Origin of the sequence: Thalassolituus maritimus, from assembly GCF_900156675.1 — a bacterium.
Lineage (GTDB): Bacteria > Pseudomonadota > Gammaproteobacteria > Pseudomonadales > Oceanobacteraceae > Thalassolituus > Thalassolituus maritimus.
Genome location: NZ_FTOH01000004.1, coordinates 244,998 through 271,654 on the forward strand (window position 1 = coordinate 244,998; position 26,657 = coordinate 271,654).

Below are 26,657 nucleotides of genomic sequence, written 5' to 3' on the forward strand. Positions count from 1 at the left end.
CTCTCCTTCCGTTATGTTCTTTTTTTTAAAAGCTATTTTTAAGGTTTATTTTGTGTGCGAACGATCGGTAAACCGGTCGCAGTAGATTCCGTTATTGCTCATGCCCAGTTCTTTCAGGCAACTTTCTGCAGCGTCCAGCATGGGCGGCGGGCCGCACATGTAGGTCTGGGTAATGTCTGTTAATTCAGGGATAACATCGGTGACTAAACCGCGACGACCATCCCAGCTGCTGTCTTCTGGCTCTTCGGAGAGCACAGGAATAAAGCGGAAGCGGCCGGACCAGTTGCGGGAAATTCGGGAAATATCTTCCAGTGCACACAGATCTTTCTCGGTGCGGGCACCAAACAGGAAGGTCACATCACGGTCGATCTTGTGGTTCATGGCGTCTTCGAGAATCGCCAGTACCGGCGCTATGCCACTGCCACCAGCAATCATCAGCATTTCACCACCGCGTTTTTCACCCGCGTCCTGACGCAGATAAAAATCACCATAAGGGCCATCCACAGTCACTTTATCGCCGACAACGGCATGGTGATTCGCCCAGCCAGACATTTCGCCACCCGGTACTTCACGGATAAAGAAACGCACATGGTTCCCCTGAGGCGGCGTCGCGAATGAATAGCTACGAGAACCTGAAGGCACAGCAGGTGTTGAAAACAGAGCGTATTGGCCAGGTACATAGGTGGTTTCTTCAGGCAAAGTCACCGTGACGCAGACCATGTCGGCGGTAAGCTTTTCAATCGCTGTTATTTCTCCTTCCTGCACATTTGCCACAGACGTGCCATCAGACAGGCCATCCACAAACACCGTCACGTCAGACTTCAGTTGTGACTGACAGCCGAGAATGTATTTCTGTTCGATATCCTCAGAGCTGAGAATAAAGGCCGCTGAGGTTAATTCTTTAACCTGGCCGTCCTGCAATTTGCACTTACAGGTTGCGCAACCACCCACTTTGCAGCTGTAAGGAAAACGAACGCCCTGACGCAGGGCAGCAGTCAGAATGGTCTCTTTCGGATTTACCGTGAACTCTCCAACGCCTTCGATGGTTAAGGTATGTGGTTTCGCAGATTTAAACAGCCCGAACATTGCTCTGTCTTCTCATTGTTAGATTGTTAGACAATCCTACAGTTGAAAACAAACATGAAAAGGTTTGATTCTGCCATCCACAGAGAAAATGGCTCATCACAGAGCACTGAAGGAAGCCAGTAGATGAGAATAAACCAACCGAAGAAAATGTAAGGAAAAGGATAAAAACCGGAAAATGTCCGGGTAAATAAAGTAATACCCAGAAGAAAAGATACGGAAAACAGGGAGAAGTAAGAGAAAGTGTTTATCAGCCAGAGCGGCTTCAGCACAGTGGTAGTAATGTGTCGCTCACTTGACCTGCATCAAGTGAGCCAAAGCCCCAGCTAGCACTGAGGACTCAATACAAGGCTAACGGCTTAAGACATGCCGTTTGGAAAATCTTCCAGGCCCGCAGTCAGTGCTTCGCGTTGAGGCGCAAGCGCTTCGGTGTAGGTCTTGAGTTGCTCAACCGCATAGTGGGCACGCTTCTCAAGATACTCATCTGATTCACGGCCCTTACCCTGCCAGAGTTCGGAGGCATCTCGAAGAATCAGATGCTCTGGCAACCAGAGTAAACGCGAGTTTTTGTAGCCGCTACCGCGAAGCTCAGCGACAACAAAGGCGCCACCGACCGACCCAGACACGGCAACCAGCAAAGCAGGTTTATGCGCAAACTGCGGATGGCTGCACCAGAGAAACAGGTTTTTTAATCCGGCAGGCGCCATGCCGTGCCACTCAGGAACCACAAACACCAGGCCGTCAGCCTGCGTAATTTTATTCTGTACTTCTTTGACCTGCTCATTCGCTTCGCGCTCGCCATTCCACAATGGAAGGTCCGCTTTGAAGAGATCAATCACGTCAGCGCCGCCGTCGAAGAAGCGCGTGTTCAGTTCTTGTGCCAGACGCAGGCTTTGTGCGCCATCACGATGGCTGGCGCTGATAATTGCGTAATTCGCCATAATTACCCCTTATAACTAATCCGTAAAGTTGCTTCTATTTCCGTGTCCAAAAGAGCGGAAAAGTTCGTTCAGGCCGCGTACGACGGACGCTCTTTCATTGCCGCGTACCAACGCTGGATATTGGGGTACTCGTCGCCGACCCGGACTTTAACAATGCGTGCAAAGTCGATGGCACAAATCGCAGTGATGTCGGCAATAGAAAACTGGCTGCCTGCTATCCACTCGTTATTAGCAAGCTGAGCATCCAGAACAGGCAAAGACTTCATGAAGTTTTTAGCGCTCTCTTTGCCGAAGTCTTCGACTGGCGTCATACGATCCTTAAAGAAGCCCGTAATGTGCTGGAAGGCAAACAGTGCAGGATAGAGAACCATAGATTCCATCCGGTGCTCCCACATATCGATAATGGCACGTTCTTTTGGTGTGGTCCCAAAGAGGCTGCCTTCATCGGAAACTTCATCAAGGTAACGACAAATAGCCGGCGTTTCTGACAGGCAAAGGCCATCGTCCAGTTCCAGTACTGGTACTTTGGCAAAGGGATTTTTAGCGCAGAATTCTTCTTTCAGATTATCTCCTGCACCCAGATCGAGTTCCTCACGATCGTAGGTAATGCCTTTTTCGGCCAGCACCATACGGACACGTCGTGGGTTCGGAGCATGGGGATTATCGTACAGTTTCATGAAGAATCAGCCTCTGCCTGAGTAAATGTAGCTCCAAGCTACCCAGAGGCTATATAACGGTCAAGTTCGACAACTTATTGTTGTCCAGATATAGCTAATGCGGTGGCGACTGCCGCCGTGCGGTTTTCTACGCCCAGCTTGCGGAATACGGGTTCGAGATGCTTATTCACTGTACGGGGGCTCATCTCAAGTATCTGGGCAATCTCCTGATTGGTCTTACCCCGGCTAAGCCAGAACAGTACCTGAGTTTCACGATCCGTCAGATCAAACGCCGCCTTAAGCGCCTGCCGTGCCGCCACCTCCTCGTTGAGTACGAAACGCATCAGATATTCACCCGGTAGCGGACGCCCGAGATAGCGCACGCTGACTTCGGCCTGCTCAGAGGTCAGTCGCAGGGTCGCGTTACGTTCCGGCGAGCGGGTCAGCCATGAAGGCAGATCCCGGCTTAGTACCGGCTGCCAACTTTCAAGGTCTGCGCCTGTGCTTTCCAGAAGCTCTTCTGCGACGCGCGTCGCCCACAGTAAAGTGCCATTCACGTCACAGGCAAAGGCGGGCTGCCCCATTTCTTCAAGTGCACGACGGGCACTCTTTGTTTTCATTGCCGTCGACAGATGTACCTGAACACGCGCTAACATTTCATCGAGGTTCACAGGCTTGGTCAGATAATCGACGCCGCCAGCCTCAAGCCCTTTTAATACATCACTACTGTCGCTCAGCCCGGTGAGAAAAATGACCGGGACATCTTCGCTGTCAGGCGACGCCTTGAGAGCACGACAGGTTTCAAAGCCGTCCATGCGAGGCATTACACCATCCATCAGAATCAGATCGGGCGTCATCAACCGGGCGATATTTAATGCCTGTTCACCATCCATAGCGACTAAAACGGTATACCCTGCCCCTGCCAACGCCTCATTCATAAAGGCCAGAGACTCCGGTGTATCGTCAACGATCAGAATAGTGCCGGACGCTGTTGTGCCAGAAGTTGTAGCACTAGGTTTAGCCGAGCCTGCTTCAGGACTCATGGTTTTTTACTCCCAATACTGTGCTCATCAGTATTATCTTGTGACTTCGGAGATTGAGCACCCAGGCGCGCAGCGCACATGGCGTGGACGTCAGCAAAGCGGAATGAGGTAGTACAACGCTTCAGCTCTCTGACGAATTCAGGGTCCAGCTGCTCCTGCTCGCAAGCCTCGGTTAATGCCTCAAGCCCCGCCACATAGCCGAGCTGAGAAAATGACATGAATTCGCGTAGCCTCGCATCAGTGAGAGGAGCGACCGTTGCCTGACCCAGGGCATCCTCAGGGCTGCCTTCATAAATCCAACTGAGATCCAGCTGTCGCGCAATTTTATCGAGTAATACCTGATCCTTCATCGGTTTGATCAGATAGTCATCATTCAAACGTCGGCCCGGTTCAGAAAATGCCCCGTTACCTTCGGCAGAAATCCGGTCTTCCGCATCAGCAGATACCATAATCACAGGCGCCGAAAATCCATCGTTACGTAGCTTCTGTAACAGGGTCCAGCCGTTGCGGCCCGGCATCGAAATATCCAGTAACAGAAGATCGACTCTTACCTCACCAAGCACAGCCTCGCATTCATCGGCACCGGAGGCTTCAAGCACAGTGAAGCCAAGTGGTGATAAGGTCTCACTGATCAGCCCACGATGTGATGGTTCATCATCCACAGTGAGTACGACTCGTTTATCGCCTTCATAACCAATGATTTTCTGTGCCGGCGCTGCGGGTTTATCAGCAAGGTGAACTTTTCGTTCAATGCTGGATAACATCATGGTTAAGCGGAACGTACTGCCGGAACCCGGTGCGCTTTTCAGTGTGATTTCACCGCCCATAATATCGGCAAGTAATTGACTGATCGTCAGACCAAGACCGGTGCCCGGCTGCTGCGGATGGCCAGGTTTACGAATACGTTCAAACGGTTGAAATATCTTTTTGTGCTCTTCTGCGCTGATCCCCGGCCCGGTGTCTTTTACCGTAAATTCAGCAACCTGACTGCGGTATTTTACGCTCAGGGTAACACCGCCTGACTCGGTATATTTCACGGCATTCGACAACAGATTGGTCAGAATCTGGCGCAGGTGTTTTTCGTCGGTACGTACCATGTCCGGTAAATAGGACGGTGCCTCGTACGTAAACGTAATGCCCTTGGCGACCGACTGCAGACGGAACATTTCGGCGAGATCATCCAATAAGCGCTTGAGGTTGACTTCATCACGACGAATTTCAAGCCGTCCGGCTTCGATACGCGACAGGTCGAGCAAGCCTTCAATCAGGTCTGCAAGATATTCGCCACTGCTGCGGATCAGACTGATCTGACGCTGCTGTTTTTCACTGAGGCCGTCACTTTTTTCGAGTAACTGAGCGTAACCCAGCACGGAATTCAGTGGGCTTCTTAACTCGTGACTGATACCACCGAGATAGCGACTTTTTGCCTGGTTAGCAGCCTCTGCTAATTCTTTCGCCTGCTGCAAAGCACGGTCTGTCTCTTCGTGCGCAGCAATTTCCTGCGATAACAGATCCGTCTGTTTTGTGGCTTCATCTAGCGCTAACTCGCGACTCTCGTTGGCAAGTACAAACAACCAGATCAGAACACCGACGATAATCATCAGCAACACATAGACCTGCAACAAACTACTGCCAAGCAAAGCCTGCATACTGTTATCAGAAGGTGCCTGCATGTACACCAACCAGAACAGGAGCCCAACGATTCCGCCGATAATGGTCAATAAACCTGAAAATTGCAGAATACGAGGATTAAGACGATGTACTAAGCGGTCGGGAAGTATGGTCGTCAACGTCGCGGCAATCTGATCACTGAAACGTGCGTTGTCTTTGCACTGGTCATGACAGCGTGATTCCAGCGTGCAGCATAACGAGCAGATGTGCCCGTTGTAAGCCGGGCATACGGCGATGTCTTCACGGTCGAATTCGTTCTCGCACACGATGCAGGTTAACTGCTCAGTGGCCGGCGACAGCGGAATAATCTCGCGCGCCAGATAGTATTTACCGCCAGTTATCAAAGCGATAACAGGCGCCAGAAAGAACGCAGTAAACAGAGAAATAAACGAAGACAGCGCCTGTGCCGTCTCACCCCAGATACCGGTAAACGACAGAATTCCGCACAGGGATGCCAGCACCATAGCGCCAAAGCCTACCGGGTTAATGTCATAGAGGTAGGCACGCTTGAATTCAATATGCTTCGGGCTCAGGCCTAACGGTTTATTAATCACCAGATCGGCAACCAGCGCTCCGACCCAGGCGACTGCGACATTCGAATAGATGCCTAAGATGTGCTCGAGCGATTCGTACACTCCAAGTGCCATCACCAGAATGGCAATCATCACGTTGAAGAAGAGCCAGACAACACGCCCCGGATGACTGTGGGTCAGACGTGAAAAGAAATTCGACCAGGCAATTGAGCCCGCGTAGGCGTTGGTCACATTAATCTTCACCTGACAGAGCACTACAAAAATACCCGTCAGTGCCATCACAGCCAGTGGTGATTCGGTCAGGTAGCTGAACGCAACAGCGTACATTCGGGTCGGGTCACCCGCCTCGTCGTAACCCAGTCCGTGGCTGAGTGCCAACACAACCAGAAATGATCCGGCCATGATTTTAATAGCGCCCATCAGAATCCACCCCGGCCCGCCAATGATCAGCGCGGTCCACCAGCGCAGGCGCTGATCCGGTTTTGGCTCCGGCAAAAAGCGCAGGAAGTCGACCTGCTCACCTATTTGGGCAATCAATGAAAAGATGACGGCTGATGCAGCACCAAAATAGATCAGGCTAACGCCGTTGCCCTCTGACGGTGCAACCGGTGATTCAAAGTTGATCCAATCGCTGATGGCCTGAGTTTCCTGCCAGAGAATAAACACGAACGGTGTCAGCTGAAGCAGGAACCAGAGAGGTTGAGTCCATAGCTGAAACCGTGAAATCAGAGTAATACCGTGCGTCACCAGCGGAATCACGATCAAAGCACTGATCAGGTAGCCAAGCCACAAGGGCACCGAAAAGAGGATATCCATGGCCGACGCCATGATGGCCGCTTCGAGCGCCATAAAAATAAAGGTGAACGACGCATAGATCAGCGAAGTCACCGTCGAGCCGATATAGCCGAACCCGGCTCCCCGGCTGAGCAGATCAATATCGACCCCATAGCGGGCTGCGTAATAACTGATGGGAATTGCCGTCAGGAAGATAATGGCGGACACCACCATGGTCGCCAGAAGCGCCGCATGGACGCCATAGACCAGAGTAATTGCAGCCCCGATGGCTTCCAGCGCCAGAAACGAAATCGCTCCCAGTGCGGTGTTGGATACCCGTGCTGATGACCAGCGACGGGCGTTCTTACCCGTAAACCGAAGCGCAAAGTCTTCGAGTGTCTGGTTGGCAACCCAGCGATTGTAGTTACGGCGGGTAGTCAGTAGTTGTGGGTTTGCCATCCGGTCTCCAGGAAATCTGCTGTCGTATCCATGAATCTGCTTTCGCGTTCATAAAATCTGTTATCGCATCCTGGCGACTTATATTAATCATATCCCGTGCCAACTCGTATGCGTCAAATGACGTACCCCGGTGGAGCGTTCAACGAATGTTCCAAAACCGTCGCTACAGGCAATCTGAAAAGGTCACAGCAACCACAAACTACCTAAGTGAGGCCTGACTATGCGACTACCAACCTTTGAAAACACAGCGCTTGCACGGCGCGGTTTTCTGAAAAATTTACTCGCAATACCTGCCGCTCTGATGCTTGCACATACAAGTGTTCCAGCGCTGGCGGACGAAGTGAACAGCACTGGGCTGGCAGTAACGGACGATACCGTTAAAGTCGGTATTCTACACTCTGTTACTGGCACCATGGCGATCAGTGAAACAGGTTCAGTACAGGCTGAGAAGCTTGCCATTGAGCAGATCAACGCCATGGGCGGTGTACTGGGTCGTAAGATCGAATACATTCAGGAAGACGGCGCCAGTGACTGGCCGACCTTCGCTGAGAAATCCAAGAAGCTCCTGGTGCAGGATAAAGTCGCGGCCGTCTTCGGTTGCTGGACTTCAGCGTCACGTAAAGCCGCTCTGCCAGTCTTTGAGCAGTATAACGGTATGCTCTACTACCCGACTTTCTACGAAGGTCTGGAGCAGTCACCTAACGTGATCTACACCGGTCAGGAAGCGACTCAGCAGATTCTTGAAGGTCTGGACTGGGCAGCCCGCGAAAAAGGTGCGAAGAAATTCTACCTGCTCGGCTCTGACTACATCTGGCCACGTACCTCAAACAAAATTGCACGTAAGCACATCGAAAACGTACTCGGCTCTAAAGTTGTGGGCGAAGAGTACTACCCACTGGGTCACACTCAGTTCAACTCTGTGATCAACAAAATCAAGCTGAAAAAACCTGACGTTGTATTCATCTCAGTGGTGGGCGGTTCTAACGTTGCTTTCTACAAGCAGCTGAAAGCGGCCGGTATCGACATGGGCAAAGAGAAGCCACTGTTCCTGACCATCTCAGTAACAGAGGATGAAATCCTGGGTATTGGCGGTGAGAACATTGAAGGTATTTACGCTTCAATGAAGTACTTCCAGTCTCTGCCTAACGAAAACAACCAGGCCTTCGTAAAAGCATTTAAAGAACGCTGGGGTGACGACATCGTGATCGGTGACGTAACTCAGGCAGCTTACCTTGGCCCATGGTTATGGAAAGCAGCGGTCGAAAAAGCCGGTTCTTTCGATATCGATAAAGTCCGTGAAGCCTCTCCTGGTATCGAGCTGACAACAGCACCAGAAGGTTACGTCCGTGTTCACAAAAACCACCACCTCTGGTCGAAAACCCGCATCGGTCTCGCCGAGCCTGACGGTCAGTACAAAGTGGTTTATGAAAGTGATGAACTGATCGAGCCTGATCCATTCCCTGAGGGTTACCAGTAAAACCCCACGCATGACCCGGGCTGAGTTTCCTCAGTCCACCCTTCCGGTAGCGCGCCGGTGATCCAGCCGCTACCGACTTCTGATCCACCGGGGAGAAACATCATGTTTGCCGAATATTCTGCATCCGAGCTTACCTCCATCTTTGCTATGCAAGGTTTTGCCGGACTTATCCTGTTTTCTGTTTTTGTTCTGATGGCACTCGGTCTGGCGATTATTTTCGGCCAGATGGGTGTGATCAATATGGCACACGGCGAGTTTATGATTCTCGGTGCTTACGTTACCTACATAATTTCAAATCTGTTTGCTGACTACCTGCCAAGTATTTATGGCAGTTACTTCTTTCTGGCCATGATAGTGGCCTTCTTTGTCACGGCCGCTCTCGGGGCCTTTGTCGAGTGGGCGATGATACGCCACCTGTATCACCGCCCCCTGGATACTCTGCTTGCTACCTGGGGCCTGAGCCTGATTCTGCAACAACTCTACCGCACCGTATTTGGCGCACGCGAAGTGGGCGTCACTCTGCCTGACTGGTTGATGGGTTCGTACCCGGTAACCGACATGGTTGAAGTGCCGGTGAACGGTCTGTTTGTGATGGGCCTGACGATCGTGATTACCGTCGGTGTTGCATTAATGATGCAGAAATCCCGTCTGGGTAAACAAACCCGCGCCGTTGTACAGAACCGTCCGATGGCTGCTGCTGTTGGTATTAATACCGAGAAAGTTGACCGTATGACCTTCGCTCTGGGTTGCGGCATCGCAGGTATCGCAGGTTCTGCGTTCACCATGATCGGTTCTACCGGTCCGACGTCTGGTCAGCTGTATATCGTTGATACCTTCCTTGTTGTTGTGTTCGGTGGTGCATCCAGCCTTCTGGGTACCGTCGCTTCGGCCTTCACTATCTCTCAGGCCCAGTCAACGATGGAATTTTTCCTCAGCGGTTCGATGGCCAAAGTACTCACCCTGCTGTTTGTGGTCGGCATTCTGATGCTTCGTCCTCAGGGTCTGTTCACTCTCAAAGTACGTCACTGAGCAGGAGTCTAATTGATGAATAAATTTGCCGATTTTATTGCCCGCAATCAGTACAGCCACATGATCATTCTTGCAGTTCTGCTGCTGGTGATCCTGCCGCTGTCGATGGATATCTTCCGCCTTAACCTGGTGGGTAAATATCTCACTTACGCTTTCGTTGCTCTTGGTCTGGTTCTTTGCTGGGGCTACGGTGGCATTCTCAGCCTCGGTCAGGGGGTATTCTTTGGCCTGGGCGGTTACTGCATGGCGATGTTCCTGAAACTGGAAGCCTCGTCACCTGAAAATACTGCGATTCAGTCTACTCCTGGTATTCCGGACTTTATGGACTGGAACCAGCTCACCGAACTGCCATGGTTCTGGGAACCCTTCCACAGCTTTGGCTTTACTCTGTTCGCAGTTATTGCTGTGCCTGCTGTCTTCGCTTTCATCATTGCTGTTGCCATGTTCAAGCGTCGTGTCGGTGGTGTGTACTTTGCCATTATCACGCAAGCAGTTGCGGCTATCCTGACCATCCTGATTATCGGTCAGCAAGGCTACACCGGCGGCGTAAACGGTATTACCGACCTGCGCACACTGCACGGCTGGGATATCCGCACCGACGAAGCGAAATACATTCTCTACTACATCAATGCACTGCTGCTGTTTCTCGCTCTGTTCGTTGCCGCCTTTGTGATTAAAAGCAAACTCGGTCGCTTATTAGTCGCGATGCGTGAAAGTGAAGAACGCGTTCGTTTCTCTGGCTATGACGTCTCCGGCTTCAAGATTTTTATCTTCTGCCTGGCCGCTGCGATTTCAGCTGTCGGCGGTGCCATGTTCACTCTGCAGGTTGGCTTTATGTCACCTACCTTCGTCGGCATCGTGCCATCGATTGAAATGGTGATTTTCTGTGCACTGGGTGGTCGTCTGTCAATCCTCGGCGCTGTGTACGGCACCCTGTTGGTTAACTGGGCGAAAACCAGCTTCTCAGAATCCTTCCCTGAACTCTGGTTGTTTGCCATGGGCGCATTGTTCATCGGTGTTGTGATGGCCTTCCCGAATGGTCTGGCCGGTGTTTACCAGCGTTACATCGAACCTCTGTTGCTGAAAATGAGTAAAAAAGACGATTCACCTTCGGCACCTACTCCTGCAGCGAAAGATGCTTCATCTGACAAAGCAGATACCAGCGAAGAGACCCTGACTTCTGAGGAGCGCAAACATGCTTGAGTCAACGAAATCTATTCCGGCAAAAGACTTTGTCTTGAGCGTAGAAGGTCTGACTGTGTCCTTCGATGGTTTTAAAGCAGTGAACGATTTATCGCTGTACGTCGAAGAACAGGAAATCCGCGTCATTATCGGCCCTAACGGGGCCGGTAAGACCACGGTACTGGATCTCATCTGTGGCCGTACCAAGGCCACTGAAGGTTCGATTAAATTTAAGGGTAAAGAATTAACCAAGCTGAACGAGCACCAGATTGTTCACGCAGGCGTTGGTCGGAAATTCCAGAACCCATCCATCTATGAAGACCTGACGGTATTCGAAAACCTTGAGCTGTCGTTCCCGCGTGGACGCAACGTCTGGGGTGCCCTCTTCTTCCGTCGCGATAAAGAGGTCGTCGACAAAGTAAAAGAAATCGCCGACATGATTTTTCTCGGCGACAAACTGGATACCTCTGCCGATCTGCTCTCTCACGGTCAGAAGCAGTGGCTGGAAATTGGCATGCTGCTGATCCAGGACCCTGAACTCCTGATGCTGGACGAGCCGGTTGCAGGTATGTCGGTCTCTGAGCGTAAACAGACAGCAGACCTGCTGCACCGAATTACCAAAGACCGCTCAGTACTTGTGATTGAACACGATATGCAATTCGTTGCCGACATTGCCGACCGGGTGACCGTGCTTCACCAGGGCAAGGTTTTATCTGAAGGCTCAATGGACCGGGTGCAGTCTGACCCGAAAGTCGTTGAAGTTTATCTCGGTCACTAAGGAGGCCTGCCATGCTGCAATTAAACGATTACTCAGTGGCCTACGGCCAGAGCACCATCATTGATGGTATGAACCTGACCCTCAAAGAGAACGAAATCATCGCCATTCTCGGTCGTAATGGCATGGGCAAAACCACATTAATGAAATCCCTGATTGGCATGATTCCAAGCAAGGGAGGCACGGTTAAATTAGCAGACAAAGAACTGTCGCCATTAAAGAGTCACGAGCGTGTCAGCGCTGGTCTGGCGTTCGTGCCCCAGGGCCGGATGATTTTCTCGACCATGACAGTAGAAGAAAACATTGAAACCGGACTGACCAGCACCGGCGAACGTCATATTCCATCTGACCTCTACAGCATCTTCCCGGTGCTCGATGAAATGAAACATCGCCGCGGTGGCAACCTGTCGGGCGGTCAACAGCAACAGCTTGCCATTGCGCGAGCGCTGGCAAGTAATCCGGATGTCCTCATTCTGGATGAACCTACCGAGGGTATTCAGCCCAGCATCATTAAAGATATGGCGAAAACGCTGAAAGAAATACGCACCCAGCGTGGCTTATCCATTCTGGTTTCCGAGCAGGTACTCAGTTTTGCACTGGATGTCGCTGACCGGATTCTGGTGATTGAAAAAGGAAAAATTGTACTGGACGTACCGGTCGAAGAAGCCGACCAGGAAACCATTTCAAAATACCTTTCTGTTTAAGCGGAGAACATTATGCGTCACGGTGATATTTCCAGTAGCCCAGATACCGTTGGTGTTGCAGTCGTTAACTATAAAATGCCACGTCTTCACAGCAAAGCTGAAGTCCTCGACAACGCCCGTAAAATAGCCGACATGATCAAGGGCATGAAAATCGGACTACCAGGCATGGATCTGGTCGTATTCCCGGAATATTCAACCATGGGAATCATGTACGACGAAGAGGAAATGTACGCGACCGCAGCCACAATCCCGGGTGATGAAACGGACATTTTTGCAGCAGCATGCAAAGAAGCCGACACCTGGGGCATCTTTTCACTGACAGGTGAACAGCACGAAGAACACCCGAATAAAGCACCCTATAACACCCTGGTTCTGATCAATAACAAAGGAGAAATTGTTCAGAAATACCGAAAATGTATTCCATGGTGCCCGATTGAGGGCTGGTATCCGGGCGACCGTACTTATGTAAGCGAAGGCCCTAAAGGATTAAAAATCAGCCTGATCATCTGTGATGACGGTAACTATCCGGAGATCTGGCGCGACTGTGCCATGAAAGGCGCGGAGCTGATTGTTCGCTGTCAGGGCTACATGTACCCAGCCAAAGAACAGCAGATCATGATGGCGAAAACCATGGCGTGGGCAAATAACTGCTACGTGGCTGTTGCCAATGCAACGGGCTTCGACGGTGTCTATTCCTACTTTGGTCACTCTGCTCTGATCGGCTTCGACGGCCGTACACTCGGCGAATGTGGCGAAGAAGACATGGGGGTCCAATACGCACAATTATCTGTGTCACAGATTCGCGACGCCCGTAAAAACGATCAGTCGCAGAATCATTTATTCAAGCTTCTGCACCGTGGATACAGCGGTGTTCATGCCTCGGGCGATGGCGACAAGGGCATTGCCGATTGTCCGTTTGAGTTTTACCGCACCTGGGTAACCGACGCTGAAAAAGCCCAGGCCGATGTCGAAGCCATGACGCGCACAACAGTAGGCGTAGCAGACTGTCCGGTCGGTACTCTGCCCGTCGAAGAGCGCTCAATGGAGGCTGGCGAGTAATCGCCTGATTGCCGATGGTCTTCGTCACTGATCGCATTCGTTCACAAGCACAATCACAGAGCCAACCGCTTCTGTCGCGGTTCGCTTTTCAGCCGGCTGAAGTATCAGCTCACCTGAAAGCCTGTATCCGTAGTCAGGATGCTGTGATTGATCGACTTGAATCGCAACTGAACGTGATCAGTGCCGGACTTAACGACCGTCGGCGCCCGCTTCTCTCAGCTTTATTTATCGGCGCGACCGGCGTTGGTAAAACCGAAATGGTGCGGCAGGTCGCGCAGGCGATTCACGGTCGCAGCGATGCTTTCTGTCGTATCGATATGAATACTCTCGCACAGAGCCACTACAGTGCTGCTATTACAGGCGCACCGCCGGGCTATGTGGGCAGCAAAGAAAACCTCAGCTTACTTAATGAAGAACTGATCAGTGGCACAAGCTCGCGCCCGGGCATTGTCCTGTTCGATGAAATAGAAAAAGCAGACCACTCGGTAGTACTGAGTCTGATGAACATCCTCGACAACGGCACCCTGAAGCTGGCGTCAGGACAGAAGTCGATCAGTTTCACCAATACGCTGGTGTTTATGACCAGCAATGTCGGCAGCCGCCTCGCGGAGTCATTACGCTGGCTGGACTCCGTTCCCGGCGTTAACCGCAGTGGTCTTTATAAGCGCGCACTGGAACGCCATTTTAATACGGAATTTATCAACCGCATCGGCATTGTTGAGTACTTCTCTGCACTGACATCCGAGGATATGCCGAGTCTGGTTGAAGGCCTTGAGCAGTCGCTGAATTCCCAGCTGAAACGCCACAACACCAGTATTGAGCTTGAACCGGCGGCTCGTGATTTTATCGTCATGACATCCGGATTCCGTAAGTACGGTGCCCGCGCCATCGAACGTCGTTTCCGCGACCTGGTTATTACCGAGGTGGCTCGTCACCTCACTGCGCACAACGACACTATGAATACACACCTGCAGGGCATTCTGTCTGACCGACAGGTCACTCTGCTCCCGGTTTCCCTTGCGGAAACGCACTCTGAATTCCCTTCCGAACCGGAATTTACCCCGAAAAGCCCCAAGGCTACCTAAGGAGAAAACCATGACTGATACCATCATTAAAATTGATCTCAGTAAATCCGCTTATGAAAATGACCAGGTTCACAACCGCTGGCATCCGGACATTCCGATGGTAGCAACCGTAAAACCCGGTGATGACTTCATTGTTGAATGTTATGACTGGACCGGTGGTCAGATTGAAAATAACGACGACGCATCCGACGTCCGTGATGTCGACCTGAGTCAGGTCCACTTCTTATCCGGCCCGATTAAAGTCGAAGGTGCCGAACCCGGTGACCTGCTTGAAGTCGATATTCTGGACATCGGAGCCTTCCCTGATAACCAGTGGGGCTTTAATGGTTTCTTCTCGAAAAAGAACGGCGGTGGCTTCCTGACCGATCGCTTCCCGGAAGCACAGAAATCCATCTGGGACTTCAACGGCATGATGACCAGCTCACGTCACGTTCCAGGCGTTGAGTTTGCCGGTATTCTCCACCCCGGTCTGATCGGCTGCCTGCCAGACAAGAAAATGCTGGATATGTGGAATACCCGTGAAAAAGCTTTAGTCGACACCGATCCAGAACGCGTCCCTGAACTGGCAACACTGCCTTATGCAGAGACCGCTCATATGGGGCGTTTATCGGGCGATGAAAAAGCCAAAGCCGCAGCAGAAGGTGCGCGTACTGTGCCTCCTCGTGAGCACGGTGGTAACTGTGATATTAAAGACCTGACACGCGGTTCTAAAGTCTATTTCCCTGTCTATGTTGATGGTGCGGGTCTGTCTGTTGGTGACCTTCACTTCTCACAGGGTGACGGCGAAATCACCTTCTGTGGCGCGATTGAAATGGCCGGCTGGATTCACATGCGCGTCAATATCATCAAAGATGGTATGGCGAAATATCAGGTTAAAAACCCAATCTTTAAGCCAAGTAAAATGGTGCCGAAATACGACGATTACCTGATTTTTGAAGGTATTTCTGTTGATGAAGACGGTAAACAGCATTACCTGGATACCAGCATCGCCTATCGTCAGGCCTGTCATAACGCCATTAACTACCTGACCCAGTTCGGTTACAGCGAAGCTCAGGGTTACGCCATTATTGGTTGTGCGCCGGTACAGGGTCACATCAGTGGTGTGGTTGATATTCCGAACTCCTGTGCGACGCTTTGGTTACCAACCGATATCTTCGAGTTTGACGTGCAGCCGAATTCCGAAGGGCCTAAGAAACACCTCGATGGCAGCATCGATATTCCAAAAGCACCGGATCTTTAATAAGGGGATTTCACTATGCCACTCTATGATTATAAATGCCCTGAGCACGGTGTATTCCAGGAACTGGCGTCGATGGAGCACCACGATAAACCCGCGTTCTGCCCGCAATGCCAGACTATGTCTGCGCGGGTGATTGTGTTGCCACCAGAGATTGCCAGCATGATCAAAGAGCGGCGGGAAGCCATGGAAGCGAACGAAAAAGCAAGTCACTCACCCGAGGTTATGACCGCCGGTGAATTCCATGCGCGCGAGAAGGAAAAGCAGGAGCGCCATGCCCACAAGCATGGTAGCAACTGTGGTTGTAACGCGAAAAAACGTCGGAGCAATCTGATGTATACCGCGGAAGGCAACAAGATGTTCCCCTCGATGCGGCCATGGATGATCAGTCACTGACAGCTCATTGCAGCTCTCGAATCACCTTGCAGTTTTTTCGGGGCTGTTTCTGAGGCGATCAGTGTTTTGAGACTTCCCCGGGCATCTGCCCGGGGCTTTTTGATAAGGCGACGAAGTAAACCTGTCGCCTTATTTTACCGATAAAAGATATATCAGTCGGCTTTACGTGCAGGCGCGTTTCCGCCTTTACGGTGAGGCTTACGTGGCTTGTCTTTAAAGTCGCGGCTGCCTTTAAAATCACGGTCTTTAGAACCTTTGCCTTTAAAGCCGCCGTCACGGCGCTTAGGACCACCCGGCTTACGCTCAGGAATACCCGCCTCGCCTTTAAACTCTTTAATTTCCAGTGCACGGCCACACACGCGCGCATTGCGCAGTGTTTTCATCGTTTCTGGTGGCATGCCCGCTGGCAGGTCAACGATAGAGTAATTTTCCAGAATTTCGATATGACCGATATAACGGCTTTCGAGATCGGCTTCGTTCGCCACTGCACCTACGAGGTTACCCGGACGCAGGCCGTCGTCGTATCCGACGCCAACCATGTAACGCACCATATCGACATTTGGCTGACCTTTTAATGGCAGCGGATTAATGTCTGGTGTCGCCTTACGGCCACGGTTTCCACGATCACCTCTGTCGCGTGGTTCACGCTGCTGACGAGGCTCACGATCATCGCGGTCGCGCTTTTTGCGTTCCTGCATTTTCTGATCGGCTTTTTCATCAATAAACAGCGCTTTGTCACCCTGAATCAGGCTGGCGCAAGCGGCAGCAACGTCGAGTGCATCGACCGGATGCTCGGTCAGTACCGACTCAATAATCTCGCGGTAAAGTGCATTTTTCTCGGTGTTGAGAGCATCAATAATGCGCGCTCGGAAAGCTTCGCGACGCTTTGCATTCACCTGGGCTGCGCTTGGCAACGGCATTTCTTCAATCGGCTGACGCGTGGCTTTTTCAATATCACGCAGCATGCGCTTTTCACGACCACGTACAAATACAATCGCTTCACCTTCACGACCGGCACGGCCAGTACGACCAATACGGTGAACGTACGACTCTGTATCCTGTGGAATGTCGTAGTTGATAACGTGACTGATGCGTTCAACGTCAAGGCCACGAGCGGCAACGTCGGTCGCCACAATCATGTCGAGCTTGCCTGCTTTCAGCTTTTCAACAGCGCGTTCACGCTGCTGCTGCGGAATGTCGCCGTTCAGAGGCGCACAACGAAAGCCGTTCGCAGCCATAAAGTCAGCCACTTCTTCCGTTGCCTGCTTGGTGCGCACGAAAATCATCATGGCATCAAAGTCTTCGGTTTCGGCGATACGCAGCAGTGCGTCATTCTTATGCACTCCACCTACAAACCAGTAACGCTGACGGATACGGTCATTGGTGGTTGTCTTTGATTCAATCTTCACCTGTACCGGTTCGTTCAGGTGAGTTTCAGCGACACGCTGGATTTCTTTTGGCATGGTTGCCGAGAACAGAGCGACCTGGCGTTTCGCCGGTGCCTGCTCCAGAATCCAGTTTACGTCGTCAATAAAGCCCATGCGCAGCATTTCATCGGCTTCATCAAGCACGACGGCCTTGATGTCAGCCAGACTCAGTGTGCCGCGACGCAGGTGATCCATAACACGACCCGGCGTACCAACCACCCACTGTGGTCCGCGCTTAAGATCACGCAGCTGGCTACCATAGTCTGAACCACCGTAGATTGCGGTAACATTGATGCCGCTCATGTGCTTGCTGTAGGTTTTCGCTGCTTCCGCTACCTGCTGAGCAAGTTCGCGGGTTGGCGCCAGTACCAGCACCTGTGGTGTGCGGAAGTCTGGGTTGGTTCGTACCAGCAGTGGCAACGCGAATGCTGCGGTTTTTCCGGTACCCGTCTGGGCCATACCCAGCACGTCTTTGCCTTCCAGCAACGGCGGGATACTGTTTGCCTGAATGGCAGAAGGAGTTTCGTAACCCAGCTCTTCAAGAACACGGAGTACAGGAAATGGCAGGCCCAGGCTCGCAAAGCCTGTGCTGTTCGAATCGGTCATATTTTCACCTGTGTACAATCGCTTAGGGGCTTACCGTTGACGGTCAGTTCTCTGCTGTCCGTGCAATGCTCAATGAGGCATCTGTTGACCCCGAACACCCCTCAGGGTGCTGCTGACACGGTGTTGCCCGACGATCTGATTTAAAAGGGTGGCGGAGTATACACAAATGATGGGGCTTTTGCTCGTCTATTTTGCGCTTATGGACAGTGCCTGCGTATAATCGCCCGCCAGATCCACAGGAGAATCTAAAATGTTAAAAGTAAACGAGTATTTTGACGGCAAGGTGATGTCGATTGCCCTGCAGACCGAGACACTGCCAGCGACTGTTGGCGTTATGGAGCCCGGCGACTACGAATTCGGCACCAGCCAGAAAGAAGTCATGACTATCGTGTCAGGCAAGATGGACGCTCTGCTGCCAGGCAGCGAAGAGTGGCAGACCTTCACTAATGGTGAATCCTTCGAGATTGAAGCTAACGTGAAGTTCAAAGTCCGCCTGTCAGGTCAGACGGCTTACTTCTGTACTTACGAGTAAGTTGCTCGGGTACAAGTCTTGGGTACAAGTTAAGTACCTGAGCGTCGTTATCGGGCAGACAACCGCCCGATAACGCTGAGACGTCATCAGTTAAGTCTCAGTTCTTCTACCGGCACCGGGCGACTGAAGAAGAACCCCTGGCAGGTTTCACAGCCGTTATCCCTCAGGAAGTGCAATTGACCTTCCGTCTCGACACCTTCAGCCAGCACCTGTAAACCCAGGCCTTTCGCCATCTGAATGATGGTACGGGTAATAACTTTTCCTTCATCTTCAATTTCGACGCTCTGAACGAAGCCCCGGTCGATCTTGAGCTTATCAACCTGATAACGGTGCAGATAAGACAAGGAAGAGTAGCCAGTTCCGAAATCATCAATCGCCAGAGCCACCCCTAAGGCTTTCAGGCCCGAAATGGTACTGAGCACCTGAGAACTCGGCTCCAGTAAGGCACCCTCGGTAATTTCCAGCTCAAGCCAGCTGGGATCAATGCCAGTCTCGTCTAAGAGAGCGGTCAGCCGTCCTACCAGACCACCGGCCATAAATGTTGGCTGGGTGATGTTTACCGCAACCGTAATTTTATTTATCCCCTCATATTGCCAGTCTGCAATCTGGCGACAGGCAACACCAAGCACGTAGCTATCGAGGTCCGGCATCATGCCGCCCTCTTCCGCCACTGGAAGGAAGCGCCCAGGCGGAATGACTTCGCCGTCCGGCGTATGCCAGCGTATCAGTGCCTCAACACCCACAACGCGACCTTCGGTGAGCTCTACCTGAGGCTGATAATATAATCTCAGTTCATCCTCGCTGGTGAGCGCCTGTCGTAATCGGTTACCCAATTCAAGACGGTCAGCAACGACCTGAGTCATTTCGTTGCTGTAGACCTTGTACATATTACGGCCTTCTTTTTTAGCCTCGTACATAGCCACATCAGCGTTACTGAGCAACTGGGTCACATCTGCCCCATGATCCGGAAACAGGGTGACACCAATGCTCGCACCGATATAAAAGTCTTTGCCGACCCCCACATCGAATGGCGTCTTGAGTAGTTCGAGAATAATACCTGCAACATTCTCGATCTGAGAGACGTTACCCACACTTTCCAGCACGACAACAAAATCATCACCACCCTGACGTGCAACGGTATCCGAATCTCTCAACCTTTGACGCAGACGTTTGGCAAAGTCCTGTAACAAACGATCGCCCGCGGGATGTCCGAGGCTATCATTAATGTGCTTAAAGTGATCCAGATCGATCGCAATCACTCCGACCTTGCGCTGATTAATCGTGGCATCAGCGATCGCACCTTCGAGGCGACTCAGTAATAAATGGCGATTAGGAAGATTCGTTAAAGAATCGTAATTGGATAAATGTTTGAGTTGTTGTTCGTGCTCTTTTATACGCGACATATCCGAGAATACACCGACGTAATGCGTCACTCGTTTCTGTTCATCACGAACTAAGGTCAGAGTAAGCCACTGAGGATAACTTTCGCCGTTTTTACGTGTATTCCAGATTTCTCCGCGCCAGTAGCCACGTTCATTCAACTGACTGTTAATGCGCTGGTAAAATTCCCGGTTGTGCCGACTGGAACGAAGAAAACCAAGATCTTTGCCCAGAGCTTCTCGTTCAGAATATCCGGTAATGGTACTGAACGCCGGATTAACCGCTTCAATTTTCTGGTCAGCATCGGTAATCACCACACCTTCCATTGAAAACTCGAACACTGTCATCGCCAGGCGCAGGCGATTCTCCCGTGCCTGCTGTTCGGTAATATCCTGCACCGAACCAACACGAGCAACAACCCGGCCCTCGGCATTAACAATAACTTCAGCACGGCCGTGAATAACTTTCTCTGCTCCGGACGGTAAGCTGATCCGATAGGTCATGTCCGACGGCTTACATTCGTTCATGCTTTCCGTGAGTGTCTGCGCAACACGCTCTATATCTTCGGGGTGAATGTACTCGAAATACTGAGAAAGACTGACGACTTCAAGATTTTCATCCTGCTCAAAAATTGCTGCCGTTTGGGGAGTAATAGTGATCTGATCGTTTTCAACGTCGTCATACCAGGAACCAATATTGGCAAGACGCTCTGTCTGACGTAAAAGATGCTCACGATCTTCGAGTACTTCCATGACATGCAGGCGTTCCTGCATAAGCAGGCAGAACTGCGCGAACGTTCCCAGCTGAGTCAGCTTACGTGGAGAAAGGCGCTGCGTAGGATCATCGAACGTGAGAAATAACCACCCAGTCACGCCATAGTCATTTAACAGGGGAATAGTAGAAAGGCGGTTGCCTCCGAGATAATGACGTAATGCTTCTTCGTCCGAATTTTCATCATCAGCAAAAGAGCAGCGTGGAGATATACTGGCACCCTCTATGGTCCATCCATCGCGAATAACCGTCGCCAGTTGCTCCGTATCATTCGGTGACACAGCAACGGCCAGCTCGGGACGTTTTCCTGAGCCGTCTGTCGCAATATAGAGTGCAGCCGCCCTGGCCTTGAGGACTCGGGCCATCTGGAACAACGCTCCCTCAACGTCAGTCGCAAAGGTCGCGGCACGGGTAGTAATAAATACCCGCATGGTTCTCTCCAGAATGGTTTCCAGACGCAAATCAGCCGCACCGAAACGTCCACCATTGGTGACGCCAGCGCGACGACTTTCTTCTTCTACGCGTTTCCATCCCTCACTAGGCTGATATTTCCCTTCAGCTGTTGAGGTCAGCACAACCATACAAATTCTCTGACTCCTGATATTACTGTCTCTGGCACAACCTGATGACCCGTGGTCATATGAATATCAGACGAGCCTTACTACTCAATGTCCGAGCGCCCTAACAACTCTATCACCCGGTAGATCTCTTAAAGTGTAGACTATCAATATGAGGTTTAACTGACTTTTTAACAATTTGAAAGAATCTGGGGAACTTTTTAGAATCAAAACTGTTGCTGCATTGCCCCCAACCATCCATACAGGCCAAATAATGTATACCAAAGAGCACCTTCTACAGCTGGTTCAGATGACCATGCCGTTCGGTAAATATCAGGGAAAACGCATTTGCGACATTCCTGAAGAATACTTGCTCTGGATGCAAAAAAAGGGGTTCCCTCAGGGGCGTCTGGGTGACTTGCTTGCTATGATGCTCGAGATACGGATTCATGGGGTCGAAGATGTCCTTCTCCCTCTCAAAAAAGCTTATCCGGCAAAGTTGATACAACCAGCAGCAAAAGGGACCCATTGATCTATGGCCACTCTCGGTATCCTTGAATGTGATGTTCTCTATGATGACCTTATCGGCGATTATGCGTCCTATGGCGTCATGTTGTCTGAACTTCTCGCCAGCATTGATCCACACCTGAACTTCACTTTCTATCAGATTCATGACGGCGAGTTACCGTCAGCGGGGGAATGCGACGCCTACCTACTGACCGGCTCAAAGACCGGTGTCTACGACCCTGAGCACTGGGTTCAGCCTTTGATGGAGTGGGTACGCGAGGCTCATGCACGTAAAGAACGCATGCTCGGCATATGCTTTGGCCATCAGTTGTTGGCCCATGCATTGGGTGGCCACGCAGGCTTAAGCAACAAGGGTTGGGGCGTCGGTAATCATATGACGGAGATTGATCACCGCCCCATGTGGCTGAATGATGATCAGCCAGCCTATCAACTTATCTACAGTCATAAAGATCAGGTCTCCGCGCTACCAGAAGGGGCCCGCAGGCTAGCGGGCAGCGACTTCTGCCAATTCGCCGCCTGGTACCTCCATGATCTGATCCTGAGCTTTCAAGGGCACCCGGAGTTCACACCCGAATACTTCAGAAGGTTGCTGGGGCGGCGCAGAGAAGACGTTGGCGATGAGCGTTTAACCCAGGCAATGAATACTTTGGAACAACCGAATGACAGCAAAACCATCGCTCGCTGGATGACTGAATTTATTCACCTGCCGCGCGCTTAAGCGTGGTATCGATGGTTTTATTTTTACTGACGATTTTCTCGAGTCCTTATGCATTCAGCATTTAATTCTCTCTGGACAGAAATTCGTAAATATCAGTGAACGTCCTGCCAGGTTTGCTGATACCTGAGCACACACAATTCACTATGGATGAGGCTATCGAGTGTGCAGATTAGACAGGTTGTAAATGCTTACAGAAATTTCTTCACATACCAACAACTGGCCTTGATATTAAGCGAATTCTCATTCGCCCACCGCAGTCCAGAGCCGACAAGCTCTTCGGCTAACCCCTTGCCGCGCAAAGCGAACGGGACGTAGGTGTGTGTAAAATTCACTTGATCACCTTTCAGTACGTAATCAAGTACACACTCTTTACCGTCCTGTTCAATCACAAAGCGGGACTTCTCTGTTTCGTGTTTAACCATCATCCTGTTCCTGTTGAGCGATTATTAATGGCAGACTGTCAGGCCTGAGGATCAGAATGCACCGCCAGCACCACAGATACCGGCCGGTAGCCCTCCAGTACCAGGGAACCCGGATAGCGATCTCCTCCGTCGACACTGAATTCAAATTCGTAGCCGCGTACCAGCACAGGTCGCCCCTTAATAAACTTAAGACGCATACGTGCCAGCGACACAGTGTCATCGAGCAGCTGTAGATTTTCCTGCTGACACTGTTTCCGTAGATACCTCAGCGCAAGCACTCGCGCCGCCTGTTGCCGCTGAATTGCGGGCCAACCAAGCAAAGCCAGCCCGGCGAGTACCGCTATGACCAGTAATTCCACCCGTACCTCACCTGTGGGCCTGTGATATTATCCGCGCTGAGAGTAACACACCTGTATGACCCGTCAGTATTCCGGAGGTTTCCACCATGGCCAACCGCGCCTGCGCCTGCCATATTCTCGTCAAAACCCGTGAGGAAGCCGAATCTTTGTTGAAACAGCTCAACAAAGGCGCTGAGTTCGACAAGCTGGCGCGTAAACACTCCACCTGTCCGTCCGGCAAACAGGGCGGCTCACTGGGAGAGTTCGGTCGCAACGATATGGTGAAGCCCTTCGCCGATGCCGTCTTCAAAGGCCCCCTGTTAAAAGTACAAGGGCCGGTGAAAACCAAATTCGGCTGGCATCTGATCAAAACACTTTACCGTCAGTGAAGACGCTGACGCCCCTCAAAATACGGAGAACCCCATGATGACACCCGGTCTGTTTCACACTCTGACGGTCGCCGACACGCAACCCCAGGGCCTGTACCTGAGCGACGAAAACGGCGAGCGCGTGCTCCTGCCCAACCGTTTTGTGCCCGAGGGCATAGAAACCGGCAGTACGCTTGAGGTATTTATTTACCTGGATTCCGATGATCGTCTGATCGCCACGACTCAGCGCCCACGGGTACAGCTGAATCAGGCGGCCAGCCTGATGGTGAAAGACGTGAACCGTACCGGAGCGTTTCTCGACTGGGGCCTGCCGAAAGATCTGTTCGTTCCTTTTGCTGAGCAGAAGCAACGCATGGAAGCCGGGCAGTCGTACGTGGTCTACGTCACCAGCGACAATACCGGGCGTTTAATCGGCACTACACGTCTGAATCGCTTTATTAAAGACGAAGCAAGCGCGAACTGGCCTGGCGCGGCTGCCCCGTACCAGATGGGCGATAAGGTCAAGCTGCTGATCGCGCAACGTACGGATATTGGCTACAAAGCCATCGTCGATAACACCTACTGGGGTGTGCTTCACAACAGCCAGATTCATAAAGCGATCCGCGTTGGACAGAAGACCGAGGGCTTTATCCGTCAGGTACGGGAGGACCAGCGTCTGGACCTGAGCCTCGAGCCCATTGGCCATCAGAGAGCCGATTCGCTATCAAAGCGCATCCTGCAGAAGCTCAAAGACTCCGGTGGCACGCTGGGCCTGAACGATTACAGCCCGGCAGAACTGATCGAAATGCACTTCGGAGTCAGCAAGCGTGCGTTTAAGATGGCCATCGGTAAGCTCTACAAAGAGCGGGAAATCGTGATTGAAGAGAATGGCATCCGGCTCGCCAGCGAAGAAGAGCGTAAGAAAGCCATCAAACATGCCGGTGACAAGTCCAAAAGAAAGGCGAAGCCAAAGGCCGGATCAGAACAGAAACCGAAGCAAAAGCCAAAGAATCAGGCATACAAAGACAAGACTGATAAGCATACCGCCCGGAGAGAACAGCCCAACGACAGCAAGGATGACAGCAGCTCATCTGCACCGCGCAAAAAGACGGTGTACCGCAATCCTAAGAACACTTCGGGCAATACCCTTCGCCTGAAAAAGTAAGTCACTCAATTAAGTCCCCCGCGACAGGCACTCTGGTGTATGTGGTGGGGGTTCAGACTCGTTTTCTGTGGCGAAAACGCGTATAGTCGCGGCCTTTGAATACGTCCCAAAATCTGCCTACGCAATTCAGGAAGTGCCTGTGATTTCTACCGCTAATATCACCATGCAGTTCGGTGCCAAGCCGCTGTTCGAGAACATCTCTGTCAAATTCGGAGATGGCAACCGCTACGGCCTCATTGGTGCCAACGGTTGTGGAAAATCTACCTTCATGAAGATCCTCGATGGTTCACTGGAGCCAAGCGCGGGCAACGTCAGTGTGTCACCGGGCGAACGCCTGGGTAAGCTGCATCAGGATCAGTTTGCGTTTGAAGAATGCACTGTGATCGATACCGTAATGATGGGCAACAAAGAGTTGTGGGCCATCAAAGAAGAGCGCGATGCGATCTACGCTAACCTGGAAGCCACCGAAGACGACTACATGCGCGCCGCTGAGCTTGAAGGTGAGTTCGCAGAAATGGACGGCTACACCGCCGAAAGCCGTGCCGGTGAGCTTCTGTTAGGCGCGGGCATTGAGACCGAACTTCATCAGGGCCCGATGTCTGAAGTCGCGCCAGGCTGGAAACTGCGTGTTCTGCTGGCGCAGGCGCTGTTCTCAAACCCGGACATTCTGCTGCTCGACGAACCGACCAACAACCTCGACATCAACACGATTCGTTGGCTGGAAGGCATCATCAATGACATGAAGTGCACCATGATCATCATCTCGCACGACCGTCACTTCCTGAACTCTGTGTGCACGCACATGGCCGACATTGATTACGGCGACATTAAGATTTACCCGGGCAACTACGACGACTTTATGATTGCCTCGACCGCAGCCCGTGAGCGTCTGCAATCGGAAAATGCCAAGAAGAAAGCTCAGATCGCTGAACTGCAGCAGTTTGTATCGCGCTTCTCGGCCAACGCGTCGAAAGCGAAGCAGGCCACCAGCCGCGCGAAGCAGATGGAAAAAATTAAGCTCGACGACATCAAGCCTTCGAGCCGTCAGAACCCGTATATCCGCTTCAATCAGGAGAAGAAACTCCACCGTCTGGCGCTGGAGATCGAAGGTCTGGCACATTCTTACGATGGCGAAGCACCGCTGTTCAAGAACACCAATCTGCTGATTGAAGCCGGTGAAAAAATTGCCGTGATCGGTGCCAACGGCGCCGGTAAGACGACCTTCCTGAAGTGTCTGGTCGATGACGTCACTCCGACCGAAGGTACTATCAAGTGGGCTGAAAACGCCGACCTTGGCTACTACGCTCAGGATCACGAATACGAATTCGATATGGGCGGCAACCTGTACGACTGGATGGAACAGTGGAAAACCGATAAGCACGACGATCAGGCAGTGCGCGGTACTCTTGGCCGTCTGCTATTCAACCAGGACGACATCAAGAAATCCGTCAAAGTGTGCTCAGGGGGTGAGAAGGGTCGCCTGCTGTTCGGTAAGCTGATGATGAACGACCATAACGTTCTGCTGATGGACGAACCGACCAACCACATGGACATGGAATCCATTGAGTCTCTGAACATGGCACTGGAGATGTACGAAGGCACCCTGATCTTCGTCTCTCATGACCGTGAGTTCGTGTCGTCTCTGGCGACCCGCATTATCGAGATCCGTGACAACGAGATCGTCGACTTCCACGGCAGCTATGACGAGTACCTGAAATCTCTGGGTATTGAGTAAAGTCAG

General features: G+C 51.7%; 24 protein-coding genes. 15 read left to right on the forward strand and 9 right to left on the reverse strand.

Features of this window, described 5'->3' with window-relative positions:
• Positions 1–45: 45 nt before the first annotated feature.
• The 5 genes from BW941_RS08015 to BW941_RS08035 all read right to left on the reverse strand — a co-directional run bounded on the left by BW941_RS08015 (position 46) and on the right by BW941_RS08035 (position 7,160).
• On the reverse strand, positions 46–1,086 hold the full coding sequence (locus BW941_RS08015; RefSeq protein ID WP_076515072.1) for a 2Fe-2S iron-sulfur cluster-binding protein: 1,041 nt from the start codon (positions 1,084–1,086) through the stop codon (positions 46–48).
• Between the two features lie 356 nt (positions 1,087–1,442).
• Positions 1,443–2,024, reverse strand: a complete 582-nt coding sequence (locus BW941_RS08020) for an NADPH-dependent FMN reductase (RefSeq protein WP_068436076.1) — start codon at positions 2,022–2,024, stop codon at positions 1,443–1,445.
• Positions 2,025–2,092: 68 nt separating this feature from the next.
• Positions 2,093–2,701, reverse strand: a complete 609-nt coding sequence (locus BW941_RS08025; RefSeq protein ID WP_076515073.1) for a glutathione S-transferase family protein — start codon at positions 2,699–2,701, stop codon at positions 2,093–2,095.
• A gap of 74 nt (positions 2,702–2,775) precedes the next feature.
• The gene (locus BW941_RS08030; RefSeq protein WP_084188770.1) at positions 2,776–3,723 is read right to left on the reverse strand and encodes a response regulator transcription factor; all 948 of its coding nucleotides are present in this window, start codon (positions 3,721–3,723) and stop codon (positions 2,776–2,778) included.
• Entirely contained in the window at positions 3,720–7,160 is a 3,441-nt protein-coding gene (locus tag BW941_RS08035) for a hybrid sensor histidine kinase/response regulator (protein ID WP_076515074.1), read from the reverse strand. Before BW941_RS08035 ends, BW941_RS08030 begins: the two co-directional genes overlap by 4 nt.
• A gap of 220 nt (positions 7,161–7,380) precedes the next feature.
• Here BW941_RS08035 and urtA point away from each other — a divergent pair, with 220 nt between their 5' ends.
• The 9 genes from urtA to BW941_RS08080 all read left to right on the forward strand — a co-directional run bounded on the left by urtA (position 7,381) and on the right by BW941_RS08080 (position 16,104).
• Positions 7,381–8,637 carry an urea ABC transporter substrate-binding protein gene (gene urtA / locus BW941_RS08040; RefSeq protein WP_076515075.1) on the forward strand — a complete coding sequence of 419 codons (1,257 nt, stop codon included), beginning with the start codon at positions 7,381–7,383 and terminating at the stop codon, positions 8,635–8,637.
• A gap of 102 nt (positions 8,638–8,739) precedes the next feature.
• Entirely contained in the window at positions 8,740–9,666 is a 927-nt protein-coding gene (gene urtB / locus BW941_RS08045) for an urea ABC transporter permease subunit UrtB (RefSeq protein WP_076515076.1), read from the forward strand.
• A gap of 15 nt (positions 9,667–9,681) precedes the next feature.
• Entirely contained in the window at positions 9,682–10,869 is a 1,188-nt protein-coding gene (gene urtC, locus BW941_RS08050) for an urea ABC transporter permease subunit UrtC (RefSeq protein ID WP_076515077.1), read from the forward strand.
• Complete coding sequence (gene urtD, locus BW941_RS08055; RefSeq protein WP_076515078.1) at positions 10,862–11,626, forward strand: urea ABC transporter ATP-binding protein UrtD; 765 nt, start codon at positions 10,862–10,864, stop codon at positions 11,624–11,626. The genes urtC and urtD overlap by 8 nt, the downstream gene beginning before the upstream one ends.
• 11 nt (positions 11,627–11,637) lie before the next feature.
• Positions 11,638–12,327, forward strand: a complete 690-nt coding sequence (urtE, locus tag BW941_RS08060) for an urea ABC transporter ATP-binding subunit UrtE (RefSeq protein WP_076515079.1) — start codon at positions 11,638–11,640, stop codon at positions 12,325–12,327.
• A gap of 12 nt (positions 12,328–12,339) precedes the next feature.
• A complete protein-coding gene (locus BW941_RS08065; protein ID WP_076515080.1) occupies positions 12,340–13,386 on the forward strand; it encodes an aliphatic amidase in 1,047 nt (348 codons plus the stop codon).
• 14 nt (positions 13,387–13,400) lie between these two features.
• Positions 13,401–14,471, forward strand: coding sequence for an AAA family ATPase (locus BW941_RS08070; RefSeq protein WP_076515081.1), 1,071 nt, complete (start codon positions 13,401–13,403; stop codon positions 14,469–14,471).
• Positions 14,472–14,481: 10 nt separating this feature from the next.
• A complete protein-coding gene (gene fmdA / locus BW941_RS08075; protein ID WP_076515082.1) occupies positions 14,482–15,711 on the forward strand; it encodes a formamidase in 1,230 nt (409 codons plus the stop codon).
• Positions 15,712–15,726: 15 nt separating this feature from the next.
• Entirely contained in the window at positions 15,727–16,104 is a 378-nt protein-coding gene (locus tag BW941_RS08080) for a zinc ribbon domain-containing protein (protein WP_068435725.1), read from the forward strand.
• Positions 16,105–16,256: 152 nt separating this feature from the next.
• Here BW941_RS08080 and BW941_RS08085 read toward each other — a convergent pair whose 3' ends face one another.
• Positions 16,257–18,137: a DEAD/DEAH box helicase gene (locus tag BW941_RS08085; protein ID WP_076515083.1), complete on the reverse strand. Its 1,881-nt coding sequence runs from the start codon at positions 18,135–18,137 to the stop codon at positions 16,257–16,259.
• Positions 18,138–18,387: 250 nt separating this feature from the next.
• On the opposite strand from BW941_RS08085, the gene ppnP reads away from it, so the two are divergent.
• A complete protein-coding gene (gene ppnP, locus BW941_RS08090) occupies positions 18,388–18,669 on the forward strand; it encodes a pyrimidine/purine nucleoside phosphorylase (RefSeq protein ID WP_076515084.1) in 282 nt (93 codons plus the stop codon).
• A gap of 86 nt (positions 18,670–18,755) precedes the next feature.
• Here ppnP and BW941_RS08095 read toward each other — a convergent pair whose 3' ends face one another.
• Entirely contained in the window at positions 18,756–21,401 is a 2,646-nt protein-coding gene (locus BW941_RS08095; protein WP_076515085.1) for a bifunctional diguanylate cyclase/phosphodiesterase, read from the reverse strand.
• A 250-nt stretch (positions 21,402–21,651) separates the two neighbouring features.
• Here BW941_RS08095 and BW941_RS08100 point away from each other — a divergent pair, with 250 nt between their 5' ends.
• Both BW941_RS08100 and BW941_RS08105 read left to right on the forward strand, forming a co-directional pair.
• The gene (locus BW941_RS08100; RefSeq protein WP_076515086.1) at positions 21,652–21,909 is read left to right on the forward strand and encodes a DUF3820 family protein; all 258 of its coding nucleotides are present in this window, start codon (positions 21,652–21,654) and stop codon (positions 21,907–21,909) included.
• A gap of 3 nt (positions 21,910–21,912) precedes the next feature.
• Positions 21,913–22,623, forward strand: a complete 711-nt coding sequence (locus tag BW941_RS08105; RefSeq protein ID WP_076515087.1) for a glutamine amidotransferase-related protein — start codon at positions 21,913–21,915, stop codon at positions 22,621–22,623.
• Positions 22,624–22,811: 188 nt separating this feature from the next.
• Here BW941_RS08105 and BW941_RS08110 read toward each other — a convergent pair whose 3' ends face one another.
• A complete protein-coding gene (locus BW941_RS08110; RefSeq protein ID WP_245820071.1) occupies positions 22,812–23,048 on the reverse strand; it encodes a GNAT family N-acetyltransferase in 237 nt (78 codons plus the stop codon).
• A 35-nt stretch (positions 23,049–23,083) separates the two neighbouring features.
• Positions 23,084–23,404: a DUF3301 domain-containing protein gene (locus tag BW941_RS08115; RefSeq protein WP_076515089.1), complete on the reverse strand. Its 321-nt coding sequence runs from the start codon at positions 23,402–23,404 to the stop codon at positions 23,084–23,086.
• Between the two features lie 86 nt (positions 23,405–23,490).
• On the opposite strand from BW941_RS08115, the gene BW941_RS08120 reads away from it, so the two are divergent.
• The 3 genes from BW941_RS08120 to BW941_RS08130 all read left to right on the forward strand — a co-directional run bounded on the left by BW941_RS08120 (position 23,491) and on the right by BW941_RS08130 (position 26,651).
• Positions 23,491–23,772, forward strand: coding sequence for a peptidylprolyl isomerase (locus tag BW941_RS08120; protein WP_068435553.1), 282 nt, complete (start codon positions 23,491–23,493; stop codon positions 23,770–23,772).
• 34 nt (positions 23,773–23,806) lie between these two features.
• The gene (locus BW941_RS08125; protein ID WP_076515090.1) at positions 23,807–24,916 is read left to right on the forward strand and encodes a CvfB family protein; all 1,110 of its coding nucleotides are present in this window, start codon (positions 23,807–23,809) and stop codon (positions 24,914–24,916) included.
• Between the two features lie 139 nt (positions 24,917–25,055).
• Positions 25,056–26,651, forward strand: coding sequence for an ABC-F family ATPase (locus tag BW941_RS08130; protein WP_076515201.1), 1,596 nt, complete (start codon positions 25,056–25,058; stop codon positions 26,649–26,651).
• Positions 26,652–26,657 lie beyond the last annotated feature (6 nt).